General features: G+C 73.4%; 9 protein-coding genes, 2 rRNA genes and 2 pseudogenes. 4 read left to right on the plus strand and 9 right to left on the minus strand.

Annotated elements, in window-relative coordinates:
• Positions 1 to 41: 41 nt before the first annotated feature.
• The 3 genes from JNW87_RS08500 to JNW87_RS08510 are packed head-to-tail and all read right to left on the minus strand — an operon-like array spanning position 42 to position 6882.
• Positions 42 to 890 carry a bifunctional 2-polyprenyl-6-hydroxyphenol methylase/3-demethylubiquinol 3-O-methyltransferase UbiG gene (locus JNW87_RS08500; RefSeq protein WP_109804390.1) on the minus strand — a complete coding sequence of 283 codons (849 nt, stop codon included), beginning with the start codon at positions 888 to 890 and terminating at the stop codon, positions 42 to 44.
• Positions 887 to 5224 carry an alpha-(1->3)-arabinofuranosyltransferase gene (locus tag JNW87_RS08505; RefSeq protein ID WP_238453446.1) on the minus strand — a complete coding sequence of 1446 codons (4338 nt, stop codon included), beginning with the start codon at positions 5222 to 5224 and terminating at the stop codon, positions 887 to 889. The genes JNW87_RS08500 and JNW87_RS08505 overlap by 4 nt, the downstream gene beginning before the upstream one ends.
• Positions 5221 to 6882 carry a substrate-binding and VWA domain-containing protein gene (locus tag JNW87_RS08510; protein WP_238453447.1) on the minus strand — a complete coding sequence of 554 codons (1662 nt, stop codon included), beginning with the start codon at positions 6880 to 6882 and terminating at the stop codon, positions 5221 to 5223. The genes JNW87_RS08505 and JNW87_RS08510 overlap by 4 nt, the downstream gene beginning before the upstream one ends.
• 261 nt (positions 6883 to 7143) lie before the next feature.
• On the opposite strand from JNW87_RS08510, the gene JNW87_RS08515 reads away from it, so the two are divergent.
• Entirely contained in the window at positions 7144 to 8304 is a 1161-nt protein-coding gene (locus JNW87_RS08515) for a glycosyltransferase family 4 protein (protein WP_109804387.1), read from the plus strand.
• A gap of 52 nt (positions 8305 to 8356) precedes the next feature.
• Here the strand turns inward: JNW87_RS08515 and JNW87_RS08520 are convergent, their stop codons facing one another.
• Positions 8357 to 8524 carry a hypothetical protein gene (locus JNW87_RS08520; RefSeq protein WP_161557964.1) on the minus strand — a complete coding sequence of 56 codons (168 nt, stop codon included), beginning with the start codon at positions 8522 to 8524 and terminating at the stop codon, positions 8357 to 8359.
• A pseudogene (locus tag JNW87_RS40500) lies at positions 8521 to 10237 on the minus strand (hypothetical protein). The gene JNW87_RS08520 and the pseudogene JNW87_RS40500 overlap by 4 nt, the downstream one beginning before the upstream one ends.
• A gap of 148 nt (positions 10238 to 10385) precedes the next feature.
• On the opposite strand from JNW87_RS40500, the gene JNW87_RS08540 reads away from it, so the two are divergent.
• Positions 10386 to 12563, plus strand: a complete 2178-nt coding sequence (locus tag JNW87_RS08540; RefSeq protein WP_238453451.1) for a hypothetical protein — start codon at positions 10386 to 10388, stop codon at positions 12561 to 12563.
• Positions 12560 to 13903 (plus strand): polysaccharide biosynthesis protein, encoded by a 1344-nt coding sequence (locus JNW87_RS08545; protein ID WP_238453452.1) that lies wholly within the window; start codon positions 12560 to 12562, stop codon positions 13901 to 13903. Before JNW87_RS08540 ends, JNW87_RS08545 begins: the two co-directional genes overlap by 4 nt.
• Before the next feature lie 18 nt (positions 13904 to 13921).
• On the opposite strand, the gene nudC is transcribed toward JNW87_RS08545, so the two are convergent.
• Positions 13922 to 14845, minus strand: coding sequence for an NAD(+) diphosphatase (nudC, locus tag JNW87_RS08550; protein WP_238453453.1), 924 nt, complete (start codon positions 14843 to 14845; stop codon positions 13922 to 13924).
• A gap of 200 nt (positions 14846 to 15045) precedes the next feature.
• Between nudC and JNW87_RS08555 the strand changes: the two are divergent.
• Positions 15046 to 16846, plus strand: a pseudogene (locus JNW87_RS08555) (VanW family protein).
• A 72-nt stretch (positions 16847 to 16918) separates the two neighbouring features.
• Here the strand turns inward: JNW87_RS08555 and JNW87_RS08560 are convergent.
• The 3 genes from JNW87_RS08560 to JNW87_RS08570 all read right to left on the minus strand — a co-directional run.
• The gene (locus tag JNW87_RS08560; protein WP_238453454.1) at positions 16919 to 17545 is read right to left on the minus strand and encodes an NADPH-dependent F420 reductase; all 627 of its coding nucleotides are present in this window, start codon (positions 17543 to 17545) and stop codon (positions 16919 to 16921) included.
• 284 nt (positions 17546 to 17829) lie between these two features.
• Positions 17830 to 17946: ribosomal RNA gene (gene rrf, locus JNW87_RS08565) — 5S ribosomal RNA — on the minus strand.
• A gap of 95 nt (positions 17947 to 18041) precedes the next feature.
• Positions 18042 to 19698, minus strand: a 23S ribosomal RNA gene (locus JNW87_RS08570); the annotation flags it as partial.

Here is a 19698-nt window from a genome sequence, read left to right on the forward strand (position 1 = left end):
TCGATATCGATCAGTGAGATGGCCGCGAGGTTACTACCTGGTCACATCGCGACGCGACCCCCGGTCAGCCCTACTTTTCCCGCCGCAGCCGGTGATTCGCCGGTACCGACGGCCGCCTGCCCGAGCCCGTCCGGCTCCCCGCCGGTACGCCGGAGCACGAGCAGGAAGTTCCACGAGCCGATCTCGCGCGCTCCGGGGACCCGCACGATCCAGCGGCCCCACCAGGGGTGATAGCGGGGCAGGGCGTCGAGGACCTCGACGTCCGCGTTGCCCCGGGTCCAGCGCAGCGCGTCGGAGATGGAGACGGGGAAGAGGGTCTCCCGGAAGCGGTTCTTCGGCGGACGCCCCATCCGCCGCTCGTAGCGCCGCCGGGCCCGGTCCCCGCCCAGGTAGTGCCAGGGCGCGGTCTCGTGCCCGCCCCAGGGGGACAACCACGGGGTGAACGAGACGAAGAGGATGCCGCCCGGCCGGGTCACCCGCGCCATCTCGTCCAGCATCCGGTGCGGCTCGGAGACGTGTTCCAGCACGTTGGACGAGAAGCAGACGTCGACGCTGCCGGTGCGCACCGGCAGCGCGGTGCCGCTGCCGCGCAGCATGCCGGCGGCGGACCCGGCTGCGGAGAAGTCGCCGACGTCCGGGTCGAGACCGACATAGTGCGCGCCGCCCGCGCGGAACGCCTGCGCGAAGTAGCCCGGGCCACCGCCCACGTCGAGCACTGTCCGCCCGGTCAGCCGGGTGTAGCCGGAGACCTGTCGTACCGAGTCGTCGGCCAGCAGACCGTAGAAGCGGTCGGGATCGGTCTGCTCGACCAGGAACGCCCGGAACAGGGTCACCGAACGACCCAGGGTGGCGAACCGGCGGCGGGCCGCCCGTCCCTGCTCAGCCGTCATCGCACTACCGTCCCGTCCTCGTCCTCACCGGCGACCGGCGGGTCGCCGATCCCCGGGGCGGTCACCCGCGCCGGCGCAGCATCTCCGACCGGCCCGCCGGCGTCATCCAGGGGCGGGCCGGCGTCCTGGGTCGACGGCGCGCCGGGGACCGGCACCACCGCCGCCACCACCGCGCCGATCGCCACCAGCATCGCCGCCTGCACCCACGTGCCGTACGCCCACTCCTGGCCCTGGCCCCGCAGCCGGCCCGCCACCGCGGTGACCGTGGCCAGGGTCAGGCCGCCGAAGACCACCACCGGCAGCGCGCGACGGGCAAGCTGGCGCAGCAGCATCGCGGCGAGCACGATCGCCACCGGCAGCACCCCGCCCAGCGCGGCGAGCAGCACCACCAGCAACGTGCCGATCAGCCAGGGTGCGCCCTCGGCCGGTACCTGGCTCCCGTCCGCGGCCCTCCGGCGCACCGGCCAGGCGGCCAACAGCAGCACGACGAGCACGCTCAGCGCGCCGGCGGCCAGCCCGCCACGGTAGGCGCGGTCCGGGGCGAACCTCAGGCGCACCTCGCCGCCGGCACCCGCCGGCAGCACCCACGCCTGCTGCCACCCGTCGACCCGGGTGGTCGGCAGGGTCCGTCCGTCCATCGTGGCCGTCCAACCGGCGTTCGCGTTCTCCGGTACGACGAGCAGCGCGCCCTCCCCGGCGCCCACCCTCAGCCGGCGGTCGGCCGGTGCCCAGTCCAACACCGAGACGTCCCGGTGCCGGGGTGTGGCGGCCGCGGCCCCGGCCGGGCGCAGCGTGACGTCCTGCGCCAGGAAGCCGCGCGACGGGGAGGTGGCCAGGCGGTGCCCGCCGGCCGGCAGGTCCACCACCGCGCCCGCCTCCCCGCACAGGGTCACCGCCATCGGCGTGCCGGCGACGGCGTCGCGCAGGGTGCCGGTGACCGCCGTTTCGTACCGGAAGCCGTCGAGTTCGACGGCGGGGCCGGCACCGCACGGCGCGGCGATCCGGGTGTGCGCGGGCAGCGGCCGCAGCAGGCCGTGCAGGCCCGGGACCTCGACCTCGGCGATGCCGACGGTCGCGGTCCAGCCGTTGCTGCGCCGGTCCGCCACCCGGTCGACGACCTCCCGCACGCTGATCTCGAGTCGGTCGGTGTGCACTGCGGCCAGGCGGACCAGACCGTCGGCGCCGACCGGCACCAGCTGGACCCGGCCGCCCGCGCGCACCTCGACCCGCTCGGGCCGGGAGCCCACGGGCAGGTCGGCCGGGTGCAGCCGCAACTGGTCGATCCGGCGCTTCCCGTGCCAGCTCAAGGTGATCGTCGGACGCAGATCACCGGTGTCGGCGAGCCAGGCGGTGCCGGGATCGCCGTCGACGGCCGCCCACGGCGCCACCGACGCGTCCCCGGCCAGGTACGACGAGGCGTCCGCGGTGACCCGCGCCCCGGCGAGGGCCAGCACACCCCCGGGGCGGGCCACGGCGGTGACCGTCAACCGGTACGGGCCCGGCGCCGCGCTGCGGAACAGCCGGTCCACGCCGAGCGGCTCCTCGCCGACCCGGGCCAGGAAGCGGTCGCACCGGATGACGGTGCCCGCCGTCCGGATCCCCGGGCCGGCCGTCGTGGAGCCGGAGCCCGTGGCCGGGTCGGCGTCGGCGGACGGGACGGCGTCGGAGCCGGGGGCGGCCGCCGGGAAGCACGCGGGCCGGCCGGCCGAACCCCGACTGAACGACCAGGAGACCGGGCCGGTGAGGGCGGGCAGGTCGGTGGGAACGCGCAGGGCCCGGTGGGGCGTCGTGCCCGAAACCCCGAGCTCCCGGATGCCCACCCCGCCGTCGAGCCGGCCGCCGGCCACCCCGAGCACGGTGACCCGGATCGTGCTGGTGACCCCCGGCAGGGTGTAGTACGTCTGGGCGCCCAGCCCGGCGGCGACGTCGTGGTCGACCGAACCCCGGTCGGTGCTGATCCGGAACCGGGTGACCGGCCAACCGACCCCGAGGTCGTCGACGAAGGACAGCGAGACCTGCTCCACCTGACGTGGGGTGTCCAGGTCCAACTGGAGCCACTGCCCCACCGGCCCGGTGAGCGGCGCGGAGTGCCAGGAGGTGCCGGCGTCGCCGTCCACGGCGGCGAACGGCAGGTGCGACGGGTCGGCGGCGGCCAGGTTGTCCACGAAGCTGGCCGCCGTGGAGGCGGTCACGTCGCGGATCCCCTGATACGTCGCGACCGTCTGGTGTTTCTGGCCGGAGAACGGCAGCAGGTCGAGGGCGACCCGCCCCTGCCGTCCCGCCTCGGTCGCGGTCAGCGTCTGGCTGAGGTTGTCCCGGACCCGGCCGATGTCCCGTTCCCGCCGGCGCAGCCCGTCGGTGACGATCCACCGCCCGTCGGCCGCCTCGGACCCGGTGTCGGGCCGGTCGCCGGCGAGCACTACCGGCTGGTCCTGGCGGACCATGCCCTGTTCGAGCAGGGGCAGCAGCGACTCGGGGCCGCCGCTGATCGTGGGCACGTCGGCGGTGAGCACCGCGGAAGCCGCCGGCACGGATCGCTGGACCTCGTACACCTCGATGGCCGGCAACGGGCCGTCGCCGTCGTCCACCGGGCTGCCGGGCGTCCGGCCGACCGCGCCGGTCGTGCCGAAGGTGGCCACCCGCGCGATCCCGGGCGACCCGTTCAGCGCCCGGCGCAGCACCGCCACCGGCGGGGCGTCCACCTGGGTCCGGTCGATGTCGTTGCGGAGCAGCAGATGGCGGAAGCCCGAGCGGGCCAGGAAGTCGGCCAGCCCGGCCGAGCCCCGCCCGCCGGACAGCACCGTCTCGACGGTGTCCATCATCCGGGTGTTGCCGGCCGAGCCGAGCGGGATCTGGTGCCGCACCGCCCAGGGCGCTCCGGCCAACGACTGCAACGGTTCGTCGACCGTCCGTCCCCAGTCGTACTGGCCGAAGCCGGAGCCGGGCACCACCAGGGTGCGGGCCAGGGCGTCCCGGTCGGCCAGCCAGGTGGCGGCGGCCCGCCAGTGCGGCGGCAGGTCCGACCAGCCGGGCCCGGGGCGCAGCAGCCCCGTCCAGGCGGGCGCGGCCGCGCCGACCACCAGCAGGAACACCGGTACGAACACCAGCGGGCGCAGCCGCAGCCCGGGACGGCGCCGGCGGGCGGCGGTGTGCAGCCGGGTGGCCCAGGCGTCCACGCCGTGGGCGAAGCCCAGCATCAGTGGCAGCCGCAGCACCGGCTCCAGCTTGTGCACGTTGCGGAACGGCGCCAGCGGGCCGTCCAGCAGGTCGCGGACCTGCTCGGAGAGCGGGCTGTCCAGGCTGCCGACGTAACCCATCGTGAGCAGGGTCAGCCCGGCCAGGAAGCCGAGCACCAGGAAGCGGCGCTCGGGCAGCAGGTTGCCGGCCAGCCCGGCCAGCCCGACCAGCGCCACCACCGCGGTGAGCGCCATCAGCACCGGGTGGTCGATCAGCAGCCAGCCCGCCGGCCACCACGGGTCGCCCTGGACGATGTACGCCACCCACTGGTTGGTGCCGCGTACCGCCTGGAAGAGCGAGGCGACGGCGGTGGTCGTGGTGGACGACTCGATGTAGTTCAGGAAGGGCAGGCTGTACTCGCCGAGCAGCAGCAGCGGCACGATCCACCAGAGGCAGACCCCGACCACGCACAGGCACCACCAGCCGACCAGCCGCAGGTGGGCGGCGTCCCACCGCCGGGTGAGCAGCCACACCCCGGGCAGCACCAGGGCGAGCAGCACCACGGCCGCGTTGATCCCGCCCATGCCGAGCACGGCCAGCGCGGAGAGCGCGGCGGCCCGGCGCGGCGAGCCGATCCGGTGCACCCGGACCAGGGGCAGCAGCACCCAGGGCAGCAGCGCGGCGGAGAGGACCTCCGAGGAGAGCGCGCCGATCTCGGTGAGCATCCGGGGCGCGAGCGCGTAGCCGAGCGCGGCCGCGTACCGGGTCGGTTCGGTGCCGATGCGCATCGTCCGGGCCAGCAGCAGCAGGCCGTAGAAGGCGGCGCAGAAGAGCAGCGCGCACCAGAGCCGCTGGGTGATCCACGGCGGTACGCCGAGCAGCTGCCCGACCGCGAAGAACGGCCCCATCGGGAAGAGGTAGCCGTACGCCTGGTTCTGCAGCTCGCCGGAGGTGGCCTCCGGGTTCCACAGGTGCAGCGCCCGGGCCAGGAAGTGCACCGGGTTCGCCGCCAGGTCGAGCTTGGTGTCGAAGGTGACCTGGCCGGGCCGCTGGGCGAACGAGACGGCGGTGAGCAGCAGCAGGCAGAGCGCGGTGGCCGGGGCCTCGCGGACCGGCCGGAGCACCCGCGCCACGCCACGCGACGGCACCGTGGTCACCGCCGGCACTCCGGCGGCAGGCAGCTCAGCGCGGCCAGCGCGGAGAAGAAGATCTGCCGCATACCCTTCGGCTGGTCGGTGCGGAACACCTGACCGCCGGTCACCTTCGCGATCGCGTTCAGCTCCTCGGGGTCGACGTCCGGACCGAGGCCGACGAAGAGGATCGGCAGCGGCCGGCGCGGGTCCTGGAGGGCCTTGAGCTCGGCGAGGAACTTCGTCCGTCCGATGCTCTCGGCGTCCTCGTTCCGGCCGTCGGTCATCACCAGCACCAGGTTGATCCGGCCCGGGGTCCAGTGCCGCCGGGCGTCCCGGTACGCGGCCAGCGTGGTGTCGTACAGGCCGGTGCCGCCGTTCGGCTTGACCTTCACCTCGCCCAGCCGCCGGTCCAGCGCGGCCCGCTGGGCACGCAGCGGCCGGACCGGCAGGATCTCCCGGTAGTCCCGATCCCCGTCGACCTTGGTGGCGAAGACCCAGACGCCCAGCTCGCTGTTGTCCAGCAGCAGCCCGGCCCCCTCCCGGGCGGCGGCGAGGGTGGCGTCGAGCCGGGTGCCACCGCCGGGCACCCGGACGGCCATCGAACCGGAGATGTCCAGCACGGTGAGGATCCGGGCGCTGCGCTGCACGCCGCTCCACCCGGTCAGCATCTCGGTGACGGTCTCCTCGGCGGGCAGCGGCACCGGGTTGCGGTGGTCCGGGCTGAGCCGACGGTCGCGCGGCATCGCCGGCGGGTAACCGGCGGCGGTGCGGAAGCCGTACCCGGTCAGCACGTCCCGGGACCCGGTGGTGAGCAGGTCGGTGAGGAAGCCGGCCGCCGCGTCGCGGACCGCGTCGGGAGTGCCGGGCAGCACCACGTACGGCAGGTCGAGATCGGGGACGGCGACCTCCGGGTACGCGGCGACCAGCTTGTCCGCGCCGGTCAGCGCGTTGTGTTCGAGCACCGCCTGCTCGGTGGTGGCGACCGCGTCCGAGCGGCCGGGCAGCCCGGCGTCCGGGGGCAGCGTGGTCGTGCTGTCGGCGGGGCTGAAGGTCCGACCGGCCAGCTTGCGCAGCGTCGCCGCCACCACGCCGCCCGGGTCGCGCTCCCCGGCGGCCAGCGCCCGGACGCCGAGCAGCGCCCCGACCCCGGCCGGATCGACGGCCGGATCGGGCAGCCCCACCTTCGCCGCGTCCGCCTTCGGGCCGACCAGCGGCCGCCAGGTCAGCGGCCGGGCCGGCCAGCCCGACCGGCGGGCCACCGGCTCGGTCACCGCCAGCACCACCGGAGTCCTCGCCACCGAGGTGCCCTGCCCGGGCACCTCGAACGCCCCGGTGGAGCGGGCCCGGCGCAGCCAGAACGTGGACTCCGGCAGCCAGGCGTCCGCCACGTCGGCGCCGTTGGCCAGCTCGGCGGCGACCTCGTCGGACTCCCGCGCCTGCACCACCAGCGCCACGCACGGCTGCCGGCCGACGGTGGCGCGGGCGATCCGGTCCACCGCCGGGGCGACCACCGGGGCGGCGGCCACCCGCAGGCGTACCCGCTGGAGGCACTCCGGCGTGCTGCGCTCGTCGCGCAGCCAGACGAATCCGCCCCAGCCGATCAGCAGCAGCGCGAGGGCCGCGCTGAGCAGCACCACCGGGGAACGACGGGCGAGGATCCGCGCCGGGACGTCGGGCACCACGACCGGCCACCTCCTCGCCATCTCGCCGAGCCGGCAGGCGCCGGCCGCAGGTCACGGGTATTGCGGAACGGCCTGACCGGTTTCGCCACCGGCGGCGCACGGTTCCGCGCTGACACACCCTGCCAAGCTTTCGGGTCCCCGGCAAACCCCCGGTCGACGAGCTGTTATCCGATCGTCGCTGCCGACAAGACCCATTGCGTACGCGGGCCCCGCCGCCCTAGGGTGGCGCGATCGTGCCGCTTACTGATCGGTAGGAGCAGCGTGGACAGGTCCGGCAGCACCACCGCTCGCCACGTGCTGTTCCTCAACTGGCGCGACACGAGCAACCCCGAGGGCGGTGGCTCCGAGGTCTACATCGAGCGGATCGCCGCCGAACTGGTCGCCGCCGGTCACCGGGTGACCCTGCTCTGCGCCGCCCACGGGCGGGGCGCGGCGGAGGAGACCAACGCCGACGGCACGCGGGTGCTGCGCCGCGGCTCCCGGCACACCGTCTACGCCCGCGCCGCGCTCACCTACCTCGCCGGCCGGTTCGGCCTGGGCCCGCTGGCCCGGCGTCGCCTCGGCCGGCCCGACCTGGTCGTCGACGTGTGCAACGGGGTGCCCTTCTTCGCGCCGCTCTACGCCCGCCGCCCGGTGCTCGCCCTGGTGCACCACGTGCACCGGGAGCAGTGGCCGGTGGTCTTCGGCCCGGTCATGTGCCGGCTCGGCTGGTGGATCGAGTCCCGGCTGGCGGTCCGGCTCTACCGACGCTGCCGCTACGTCACGGTCTCCGAGGCGAGCCGGGCCGAGCTGGCCGAGCTGGGCGTGGACCGCGAGCGGATCGACGTGGTGCCCAACGGCACCCCGCCGGTGACCGGCGCCCCACTGCCCCGGACGACCCACCCGTCGGTGCTGGTGCTGGGTCGGCTGGTTCCGCACAAGCGGGTCGAGATCGCCCTGCGTACGGTGGCCGAGCTGAGCGGGGAGCTGCCGGACCTGGAGCTGGTGGTGGCCGGGCAGGGCTGGTGGGAGCAGCCGCTGCGGGAGCTCAGCGACTCGCTCGGCATCGCCGACCGGGTACGGTTCACCGGCTTCATCAGCGAGGAGGAGAAGCACGAACTGCTCTCCTCCTGCTGGCTGGCCCTCACCCCATCGCTCAAGGAGGGCTGGGGGCTGACCATCGTCGAGGCCGCCGCCCGGAGCACCCCGACGATCGCGTTCCGCTACGCGGGCGGCGTCGCCGAGGCGATGGTCGACACCCAGACCGGGCTGCTGGTGGACGACGAGCGGGAGTTCACCGAGCGGGTCCGGGAACTGCTCGCCGACGACGTGCGGCGCAAGGCGATGGGCGAGGCGGCGCTGGCGCACGCGGGCCGGTTCACCTGGGCGACGACCGGTGCGCGCTTCGCGCAGCTGGTCGCCGGGCTCACCGCCGCTCGGTAGGCGGACACGCGACCGGGGCGCCCGCATCGGCGGACGCCCCGGTCGGCGCTGGTCAGCGGGTGCCGTACAGGGTGGTATCGGAGCTCTGCTCACTCACCTTGCTGGTGTTGGCGACCTCGTTGGCGGACGGGCTGAGCGCATTCGCCAGACCGACGCTGCCGAGCAGGCCGAGCACGACCCCGAGTACCCCGACGGCGACGAACGCGGGCAGGTTCCTCATCCACCTTCTCCTTCCGCGGGACTCGCGTGCCGGGACGCTACCACGCGTCGCAACCCCCGCGCAGCGGCCGAAAAACCGATGGTCAACACCACCGTTCCGGCCAACAGGTGGACCAGTCCGACCCGGCCGGGACCGTTCGTCGCCGCCGGAGCCGTCCAGTCCGGGTTCTCGTAGAGGGCCAACTCCGGTCCGGCGTGCGCCAGACGCAGTCCGACCAGCGACGATGCCGGCACCGGCGGGCCGAACGCCCGCTGCACCAGCACCCAGCGCACTCCCGTCCCGGCCAGCGGCCGGCCGGCGGTGAGCAAGGCCCGGACCCGGGCGGCCCGGGGATCCTCCCCGCCGACGGCGAGGTCGCCGACGCGCAGGGTGTCGTCGATCAGCACCGGCGTCGACAGGTACCGGGGCGCCGGGTCGATCACCACCTGCCCGCGGTTCCAGGCGTACCGCTGGTACTCCTGGAACGGCAGGGAGATCACCTCGCCCGGACGGTCGGCCACCTGCCGCGCCACCACCGCCCAGTCGGCGGGGTAGTCGACGGGCCGCAACCGGCCGATCGCCCCGAAGGCCAGGTCGGGCAGGACGGCCACCGGCAGCAGCGCGGCGCCGACCAGCAACACCCGCCCGGTGGTCGCGTCGAACCGGGTGGCGAGCCGGTCGGCCAGCCGTTCCGCGCCGAGCGCCCCGGCCACCGCGAGGGCCAGCGCGTACGGCACCAGCAGCTTCTGCCCGTCGCGGATCAGCCCGGCGCCGGGGACCGTGTCGACCAGCCAGCCGAGCAGGGCGGCTCCACCGGGGAGCACGCCGAGCGCCGCGACCAGCCACGACCCGGCCGCCAGCAGGCCCAGCCGGCCGGCCGAGCCGGCCGGCCACCGCCGGCGCAGCAGCGGCACGCCGTACCCGGCGAGGAGCAGCAGCAGCGCGGTGGCCAGCGGCACCACCCCGGCCTGCCGAGACACCGGGACGGTCAGCCCGTTCCAGATCCCGCCGGTGCCGGCGAGCGCGACCAGCGGCCCGGCCCAGTTCTCGGCGCGGGCGGCGAAGGCGGCCACCCCGGCCGGATCGGAACGGCCACCGGTGGCGCTGCCCGCCCCGGCGACCAGCCAGGGCGCGTTGAGCAGGACCGTCGCCGCCAGCGCGGTGCCCGCCCGACGACCGGCGCCCGGGTACCGGCCGGCAGCAGCACCGCCACCGCCGCCAGGGCGAGCACCCCGCCGGTCGGGGTGATCGCGGCGACGGCGGCCGCGAGCAGCAGCCGGGGCAGCGCCCCGGGCCGGCCCGCCCGCACGTCGAGCGCCGCCGCCACCAGCCAGGGCAGCATCGCGTACGCCAACAGCAGGCCCCACTGCCCGATCAGCAGCCGCTCGGCGAGGTACGGCGTCCAGGCGTACCCGAGCGCGGCCACCACCCGCACGGCGGTCCGGTCGGTCGGCACCAACCGGGCGCGCCGAGCGCGGCCAGCCAGAGAATCGCCACCAGCACCAGCCGTTGCAGCAGCCAGCCCGGCACCAGTTGGGTGGCGAGCGCGACCACGGCGTCCTGCGGGACGGCCCGGGGCAGCGCCGAGGCCGGGGCGATCACGTCCCAGCTCAACGCCTGACGAGGCACGAAGACCATGTCGTAGCGGAGCACGTACCCGGGTAGCGCCAGCGGCGCGAGCACCACCGCCGTCACGGCGGCGGCCACGCCGTGCGGCACCAGCCGTTCGCGCATCCGTCGACCTCACCCCGCCCGCCGGGCGCGACCCGCGCCACCCTGGTCCGGCGGCCACTGTACGCGGCGCCGGCCGGGCCCAGGTGTCCCCTGAACCACCCGTTGACCTGATGGGACGCCCGGTGACCGGTGTGGCAGTCTTCCCGCCATGGCATTGACCGGACCCGAGGCGACGACGCCACGCGACGAGGGCGGATGGATCGGCAGCTGGGTCCGCGCCGACCCGGTCCGCGCGGTCGGCGTCGCGATGATCCTGTTCAGCCTCGCCTGGCGGGCGCAGCTCGCCTCCCGCGGCTTCCTCGCCGCCGACGACTGGGTGCTCGTCGCCCAGTCCGCCGGGTCGGACCTCACGCCGGGCTTCCTGTTCACCCTCTACAACAACCACTTCATGCCTGCGGCGCGGCTGCTCACCTGGTTGGTCACCCACGCGCTCGGGTACGCGTACTGGCCCTACCTGCTGCTGATGATCGTCGGGCAGGCCCTGATCGCGGTGACCTTCCACCGGCTGCTGCGGGCGCTGCTGCGGCCGGGCTGGCTGCTGCTGGTTCCGCTCGGCATGTTCCTGTTCAGCCCGCTGACCCTGGAGGCGACCTCCTGGTGGGCGGTCGGGGCCAACATGCTGGCTATGCAGTTGGCCATGGTGCTCGCCCTGGGCGCCCAGTTGAAGTACGTCCGCACCGGGCGCCGGCGGCACCTGGTCTCCCTGGCGCTGTCCGTCCTGCTCGGCCTGCTCTTCTTCGAGAAGACGCTGCTGGTCGTACCGCTGGTCTTCCTCTTCACCGCGTGCCTGTTCGCCGGCGGCGGCCCGATACGCGCGGTGGTGACCACGCTGCGCCGCTGGTGGGCGTCGTGGGCCGTGCTCGCCGCCATCTCGCTCGGCTTCCTCGCCGCCTACCTGTCCCGGTCCGTGTCCTCGCTGCGCCAGCCGAACTCCATCTTCGAGGTGCTCTCGTTCCTCGAACAGCTGCTCGGGTCGACCCTGGTGCCCGGGCTCTTCGGCGGGCCGTGGCGCTGGCTCGGCGCGGGCGACGGCGCGCCGGTGGCCGCGCCGCCGGAGCTGGGGCGCTGGCTGGCGTGGACGGCCCTGGTCGCCCTGATCGTGGTCACCCTGCGGCTGCGCCGGATCGCCGCGCGGGCCTGGGTGCTGCTGGGGACGTACCTGCTGGTGGTGTCGGCGCTGCTGGCCGCGACCCGGCTCGGCTCGGTCTTCAGCGACGTGGCCGGCGCGGTGCCCCGCTACGTCAGCGACGTGGCCGTGGTGGCCGCGCTCTGCGTCGGCGTCGCCCTGCTCGGGCTGGCCGCGCCGGCCGCGGCCCCGGCGACCGGGGCGGTACCGCCGACCCCAGGGCGGAAGGCGGACGACGAGCCGGCCACGCCGGACGACCCGGCACGGGAGCCGGTCGCCGGGGCCCGGCAGAAGGTCACGCCCGAGGAGGCCGTGGTCGAGGTGCCCCGGGCGGCGGTGCCGGCCGCACCGCGGCGGGGCGTCATCCACGCCGATATGGATCATGACGAGGCGCCCCCCGGTCCCATCGCCACCGCGATCCCGGCCGCCGCCGGTCCGCCGCCGTCCACCCCGGCGGTCCGGCCCGGAGACACCCAGCGGGCCGTCGCGAACGTCGGTCCCCGGGCCGACGCGTCGGACCTGGACCGGATGCCGGACGTGCTGGCCCGCAACCGTGAGCCGGTGGCGGCGGCGCTCGCCGCCGTGCTGGTCGCGGCCGGGCTCGGCACCGCCTGGACCACCGCCCGGTACAGCGACGAGTGGGCGACCAGCACCAGTCGCACCTATCTGGAGACGGCCCGCGCCGAGCTCGCCGGCGCCCCGCCCGGCACCGTCTTCTTCGACCGGAAGGTCCCGGACGACGTGGTGCTCAACCTGTCCGCGCCGTACAACCAGCAGTCCCGGTTCTTCCGGGCCCTCCCCGACCCGCCGGTCTTCGTCACCGAGGCGGAGAACCCGTCGGTCTTCGACGACTCCGGCCGGATCGCGGCCCTCGGTGTGGACGGGCCATCGGTCCGGCCCGGGCCGGAGGAGGGCTGCGGCTACAAGCTGACCGACCGGCAGATCGTACGGATGCCGCTCAACGGGAGCCGGATCGACTGGGCCTGGGTGGTCCGGGTCGGCTACCTCGCCTCGGCCGACGCGACTGCCACCCTGCGCCTCGGCGACGGCGTTCGGGAGTTCCGCGTCCAGCGCGGCCTGCACCAGGTCTTCTTCGAGATCACCGGCGGCGGGGACGCGGTAGACCTCGTCCTGCACGGGCCCGGCGTGACGCTCTGCACGAACGAGGTCACCGTCGGCACTCTCACCGCCCGCCAGTGACGGCGGACGACCGCACCACCGTCGACGACGCAACGGCGGCGCACGACAGGCCGGCGCTGGGCGACAGGCCGGCGCTGGGCGACAGGCCGGCCCTGAACGACGGCCGGACGGTCCACGACGGGGCGGCCGGGCGGCCCGGGACCGCGCGGGCCGGCGGCGGCAAGGCGGGCACCACCCGGTTGGGTGCGGCCGGCGCGGCGGTCACCGTGGCCACCACCCTGACCAACGCACTGGCCTACCTGGTGCCGGTGCTCGGCGCCCGGCAGCTGGTCCCGGCCGACCTCGGCGCGCTGGCCACGGTGCTCGCCCTCGGCGCCATCGCGGCCGTGCCGGGCTTCGGGTTGCAGATCGCCGTGGCGGTCCACCGGGCCCGGCGCGGTCCCACCGCCACCGGCCGGTTGGCGCTGCTCACCGCCGCCGTCACCGCGGCGGTCACGGTCGCGGCGGCGCCGCTGCTGACCGTGCTGCTGCGGCTGCCGCTGGCGCTGACCCTGCTGCTCGCGGCGACCACCTTCGCCACCGTGCTGGCCGGCCGGTGGCTCGGCGAACTCCAGGGTGACCAGCGGTTCCTCCGGCTCTCCGCAGCGATGACGGTGCTCGCCGCCGGCCGGTACGGCGGCCTGGTCGTCGGGCTGGCGCTGGGCGGGGACGCGGTCACCGCGCTGGCGCTCACCGCGGTCACCGGTCTCCTCGCACTGCCGCTGCTGGCCCGCCTGGCCGCCGGCGGCCGGCCGGCGCCCGTCGCCACGCCCGGGCAGCGCGAGCTGCGACCCGGGGACGTGATGACCGCGTGCGCGGCCACGCTGGCGATGCTCACCATCTCGTACGCCGACCTGATCCTGGCCCGCCAACTGCTGCCGGCGGCCGGCTCCGGGGCGTACGCGGTCGGTGCGGTGCTGACCAAGGGCGCGCTCTGGGCGCCGCAGGTGGTGACGCTGCTGGTGCTGCCCCGGCTGGCCCGGGGCGACCGGCGGGCCCGGGCGCTGGGCCTGGCGGTCATCCTCGCCTGCGGGTCGGTGCTGGTGGCCGCCGCCGCGTTCGGCGGGGAGCTGGCGTTCCGGCTGGCCGGCGGCGCCGACTACCTGCACCTGGCCGGCGAGGCCCCGCTCTTCGCCGCCACCGGCGCGTTGTACGCGGTCGTCTTCATGCTGGTCAACGACCGGGTGGCCAGCGGCGCCCGGTTCCCCGCGGCACCGCTCTGGGCTGCCACCGTGGGGCTGGCCGGGGCGGCCCTGCTGGTCGCCCCGCGTACGGTCGAGGGGGTCCTCGGCTGTGCGCTGACCACCGCCGCGCTGACCGCCGCCGTGATGACCTGGCTGGCCCTCCGACCCCGGCGCTGACCGCGCGGGTCCCGGTGCTCAGTCGCCGGCGGCCAGCCAGCCGCCGAGCAGGTGGCGGTCGATCGAGTCCACCCGGCCCAGCCGCCGCCCCCGCGCCACCCGGTCCCGCAGCTCGTCCCGGGTGAACCAGCGCGCCTCCAGCAGCTCCTCGCCGTCCACCCGCACCTCGGTCGAGGCGGCGGTGGCCCGGAAGCCCACCATCAGCCCGGCCGGGAAGGGCCACGCCTGCGAGCCCTGGTACGCCAGGTCGGCCACGGTCACCCCGGCCTCCTCGGCCATCTCCCGGCGGACCGCGTCCTCGAGGCTCTCGCCCACCTCGACGAAGCCGGCCAGCGTCGACCACGAGTCCTCCGACGCGCCCCGGTGCCGGGCCAGCAGGCAACGGTCCGGCTCACCGGGCGCTTCGACCAGCACGATGATCGCCGGCTCGATCCGGGGAAACAGGAGTTTGCCGCAGCCGGATCCGGAGCAGGAGCGGGTGTGACCGCCGTTCCCGGCGACCGTGTGCGCCCCGCAGGCGCCGCAGTACCGCTGCCCCCGGTGCCAGTGCAGCAGTCCCCGGGCGTACGCCTGGATCGCCGCCTCGGCCGGTCCCAGCCCGCCCACGAGGGCCCGGACGTCCACCGCCTCGGTCGCCCCCGCCAGCTCCCGCGCCTCCCGTTCGGCGCGGGCGGACAGGTCCACGGCGAAGACCGCCGCGCCGGCGTCCAGGCCGAGGAAGACCGTCTCGTCGGCGGCGGCGAGCAGCTCGGCGGCGTCGGCGACGCCGCGCCGGACCGGCGTCCGATCCGGCCCCACCAGGCAGCGGTCCTGCCAGAGCGGCAGCACCACGCTCGCCCGGTCGGCCAACCTGCGGGCGATCCAGTCCGGGTCCGCCCGCAGCTCCCCCGCCCGATCCAGCCACCCACCGCCGTACGCCATGATCCGATCGTCGGTCCGCACCCGGACACCGTCCCACGGCCCGCCGGGCGGGTGGGGACCGGTGGTGGGTGACCATCGCGACACCCTGCGCCGGCCGGCCGACACGCGGCCATGGGAGATGCCCGGGTGGGACACTGCCGGCCGGGTCGAACGTTGGTTACCGTAGTTGTCTTCCGGGTGGGGGAAGCGCTCCCCACGTGGTACTTCCGATCGAGGTAGCTGTGACGCTGTACGGCGAAAAACCCCCACCGCCGACGACCGGCCGACGGTGCAGGTCACCGCGGTGAGCTGGCCGGGCGACGAGCCGGGACCGGCGACTCCGTCCGCCGGCTCCCGCCCGCGGCGCGGGCGACTCCTGCTCGCCGGCGGGGTGACCGCGGCCGTGCTGGCCGCCGTGGCGGGCGCGGCGCCTACGCGTACGCCGGGGACGTCCCCCGCGGCACCACCGTGCTGGGCGCCGAACTCGGCGGCCGCAGCCGGACGGACGCGGCCCGCGAGCTGCGGGCTGCGTTGGAGCGCCGCTCGGCGGAGCTGAGCGCCCCGGTCCGGGTCACGGTGGGGGAGAAGACCACCGAGATCAAGCCGGCCGACGTCGGCCTGGCGGTGGACGTGGAGGCCACCGTGGCGGCGGCGGCCGAGGCCGACGCGCACCCGGTCAGCCGCCTCGTCGGGTCCCGCTCGATCGACCCGGTGGTGACCGTCGACGTCGACCGGCTCGACGCCGCGCTCCGGGGGGTGGTGGGGAGCCAGGGCCGGGAGATGACCATGCCGGCGATCATCTTCACCGGCACCACGCCGAAGCCGGTCTACCCGAAGCCGAGCCTGACCCTCGACCCGCCACGCTCCGCGGAGGTGGTCAAGACGGCCTGGCTCGGCGACCGCCCGGCCGCCATCCCGCTGGTGGAGAAGCACCCGGAGACCTCCCGCGAGGAGGTGGACCGGCTGGTCGACGAGCTGGCGAAGCCGGCCGTCGCCGCCGCGGTCACCCTGACCACCGCGAAGGGATCCCTCAGCATCCCGCCGAGCGCGATCGCCCGCAGCCTGCGCTTCTCCGCCGACGAGGCGGGGAAGCTGGCCCCGCGGGTGGACGTGAAGCGGCTGCGTACCGCACTCGGGGAGCGGCTCGCGAAGATCGAGGTGGCGCCGAAGGACGCCGGGCTGACCATCTCCGGCGGCAAGCCCAAGGTGGTGCCCGGTCGGGCCGGCCAGCAGCTGGACACCGAGGCGCTCAGCCGGGACCTGCTCGCCGTCCTGCCGAAGGCGGACGGGCGGACGGTCACCGCGCAGCTGAAGCCGGCCGAGCCGGAGCTGACCGAGGCGAAGCTGGCCGAGCTGCGCATCAAGGAGCGGGTCTCCACCTTCACCACCCGGTTCCCGGGCGGCCTCTCCTCGCCGCGCAGCCAGAACATCGTGCAGGCCGCCAAGGACGTCGACGGCACGATCGTGAAGCCGGGCGAGACGTTCTCGCTCAACGGGCACACCGGCGAGCGCGGCTACGACCAGGGCTACCAGGACGCGCCGACGATCGTCGACGGCAAGCTCGTTCCCGGGGTCGGCGGCGGTGTCTCGCAGTTCACCACGACCCTGTTCAACGCGACGTACTACGCCGGGCTCGAGGACGTCGAGCACAAGCCACACTCGTTCTACTTCAGCCGGTACCCCGCGGTGATCGAGTCGACGATCTACTACCCCGCTCTGGACTTCAAGTTCCGCAACAACAGCCCGCACGGGGTCCTGATCGACACCTCGTACACCTCCAGCACGATCACCGTGTCGATCTGGAGCACGAAGATCTACGACAGCGTCAAGACGGAGTACGGCCCTCGCCGGAACATCACCCAGCCGAAGACGGTCCACCTGGAGGCCGGCCCCGACTGCATCGAAGCCGCGGGCAGCGAGGGGTTCGCCCAGGACGCCTACCGGGTCATCACGAAGGACGGCAAGGTGATCAAGCGGGAGAAGTTCAGCTGGACGTACCAGGCCGAGCCCCGCTTCATCTGCGGCCCGAAGCCCCCCGCCTGACGCCCGTCGAGGTCAGGCACGCCAAAGCCCCGCCGGCTCCGTCGCCGGCGGGGCTTTCTTCGTGGTAGGACCTCAGGGACGCGCCTGGGCGAGCCCTTGGCGTACGCCGTCCGCGTCGCGGTCGGCGCCGTAGACCGGGGTGTCGGGCTGCTGCCGCCAGCTCTCGTCCAGCGTGCCGCCGTCCACCGGGTCGAAGCCCAACTCCTCCACCAGCTCCATCACCACCTGCTTGGCCTGGGCGTCGTCGCCGGCCACCGGCAGGGCAATCCGGTCGGGCGAGCCCGCCGGCCGGCCGTTGTCCATCAGGTGCGGCGCCTGGATGGTGTTGAACGCCTTCACCACCCGGGCGCCCTTCAGGTGCTCCGCCGTCCAGCGGCTGGAGCTGAGACTCCGGTCGAGCAGTTCGGCGATGTCCCCGTCCCGTTCGGGGTAGTAGTTGTCGGCGTCGACGACCACCTTCCCGTCGAACAGCGCCGCCGGCAGGTCGGGCACGGCCTTCACCGGAACGGCGACGACGACCAGCTCCGCCCCCTGCACCGTCTCGTCGAGGGTGCCGGCCGCCGCGCCGGTCTCCGCGGCGAGTCCGGTGAGGCTCTGCGGACCCCGCGAGTTGGTCACGGTCACCTCGTGCCCCAGCGCGGTGAGCCGACGGGTGAGGGTGCCACCGATGTGCCCCGAGCCGACAATTCCGATCTTCATGACCACTCCTGCCTCCGCCAACGCCTGGCGGTCAGTTCCGGCCGAACCAACAGCAGGTACCCCGACCGGTCCACGCCGATCGCGGACGAGGCGTACGCCACGTCCCGTTTCCACCACGGGGGCGGGGGAGCCGTCGCGGGCGGTCCCGCACCGACGGTACGAGACGGGCCCGGCCCTTCGGGCGGATTCCCGGAAAGGCCGCCGGCCGCGGTCGCGCGGACTCAGGAAAAGGGCCGGAAACGCAGATGAGGCCACCCCGAAGGGTGACCTCATCTGGAAAGATTGTCCGGCGGTGTCCTACTCTCCCACACCCTCCCGAGTGCAGTACCATCGGCGCTGGAGGGCTTAGCTTCCGGGTTCGGAATGTTACCGGGCGTTTCCCCTCCGCCATGACCGCCGTAACTCTATCGACATGTCAAACAACCAACCAACCAGCAAATCCACTGGGGGTGTTGTTCGTTTGTCGGGAGTTGCACAGTGGACGCGTAGCAGCTTCGTAGTCAAGTCCTCGGCCTATTAGTACCGGTCAACTGAACCCGTTACCGGGCTTACATTTCCGGCCTATCAACCCAGTCGTCTAGCTGGGGGCCTTACCCCACAAAAGTGGGTGGGATACCTCATCTTGAAGCGAGCTTCCCGCTTAGATGCTTTCAGCGGTTATCCCTTCCGAACGTAGCTAACCAGCCGTGCCCCTGGCGGGACAACTGGCACACCAGAGGTTCGTCCGTCCCGGTCCTCTCGTACTAGGGACAGCCCTTCTCAAGTATCCTACGCGCACGGCGGATAGGGACCGAACTGTCTCACGACGTTCTAAACCCAGCTCGCGTACCGCTTTAATGGGCGAACAGCCCAACCCTTGGGACCTGCTACAGCCCCAGGATGCGACGAGCCGACATCGAGGTGCCAAACCATCCCGTCGATATGGACTCTTGGGGAAGATCAGCCTGTTATCCCCGGGGTACCTTTTATCCGTTGAGCGACACCGCTTCCACATGCCAGTGCCGGATCACTAGTCCCGACTTTCGTCCCTGCTCGACCTGTCAGTCTCACAGTCAAGCTCCCTTGTGCACTTGCACTCAACACCTGATTGCCAACCAGGCTGAGGGAACCTTTGGGCGCCTCCGTTACCCTTTAGGAGGCAACCGCCCCAGTTAAACTACCCACCAGACACTGTCCCTGAACCGGATAACGGTCCGAAGTTAGATACCCAAATCAACCAGAGTGGTATTTCAAGATTGCCTCCACCCATACTGGCGTATGAGCTTCACCGGCTCCCACCTATCCTACACAAGCTAATTCGGATACCAATGTCAAGCTATAGTAAAGGTCCCGGGGTCTTTCCGTCCTGCCGCGCGTAACGAGCATCTTTACTCGTAATGCAATTTCGCCGGGCCTGTGGTTGAGACAGTGGGGAAGTCGTTACGCCATTCGTGCAGGTCGGAACTTACCCGACAAGGAATTTCGCTACCTTAGGATGGTTATAGTTACCACCGCCGTTTACTGGCGCTTAAGTTCTCCGCTTCGCCCCGAAGAGCTAACAGGTCCCCTTAACGTTCCAGCACCGGGCAGGCGTCAGTCCATATACATCGAATTACTTCTTCGCATGGACCTGTGTTTTTAGTAAACAGTCGCTTCCCCCTGCTCTCTGCGGCCATACAACGCTCCACCCGCGTGGGGCTTCACGTCTCCGGCCCCCCTTCTCCCTAAGTTACGGGGGCAATTTGCCGAGTTCCTTAACCACAGTTCGCCCGATCGCCTCGGTATTCTCTACCTGACCACCTGTGTCGGTTTGGGGTACGGGCCGCTAAGAACTCGCTAGAGGCTTTTCTCGGCAGCATAGGATCACTGACTTCACCTGAATCGGCTCGGCATCACGTCTCAGCCTTCATGGCGTGCGGATTTGCCTACACGCCGGCCTACACGCTTACCCCGGCACAACCACCGGCCGGGCTCAGCTACCTTCCTGCGTCACCCCATCGCTTGACTACTACCCGTCAGGTTCCCACGCTCCCCAGTATCGGTCCGAAGACCTCCACCGGTTCGGGTGGTTAGCACAACGAGGTTCGTCAGGGTCGCTCTTTCGCGGGTACGGGAATATCAACCCGTTGTCCATCGACTACGCCTCTCGGCCTCGCCTTAGGTCCCGACTCACC

The organism is Micromonospora sp. ATA51 (assembly GCF_016802855.1).
Classification (GTDB): Bacteria; Actinomycetota; Actinomycetes; order Mycobacteriales; family Micromonosporaceae; genus Micromonospora; species Micromonospora sicca.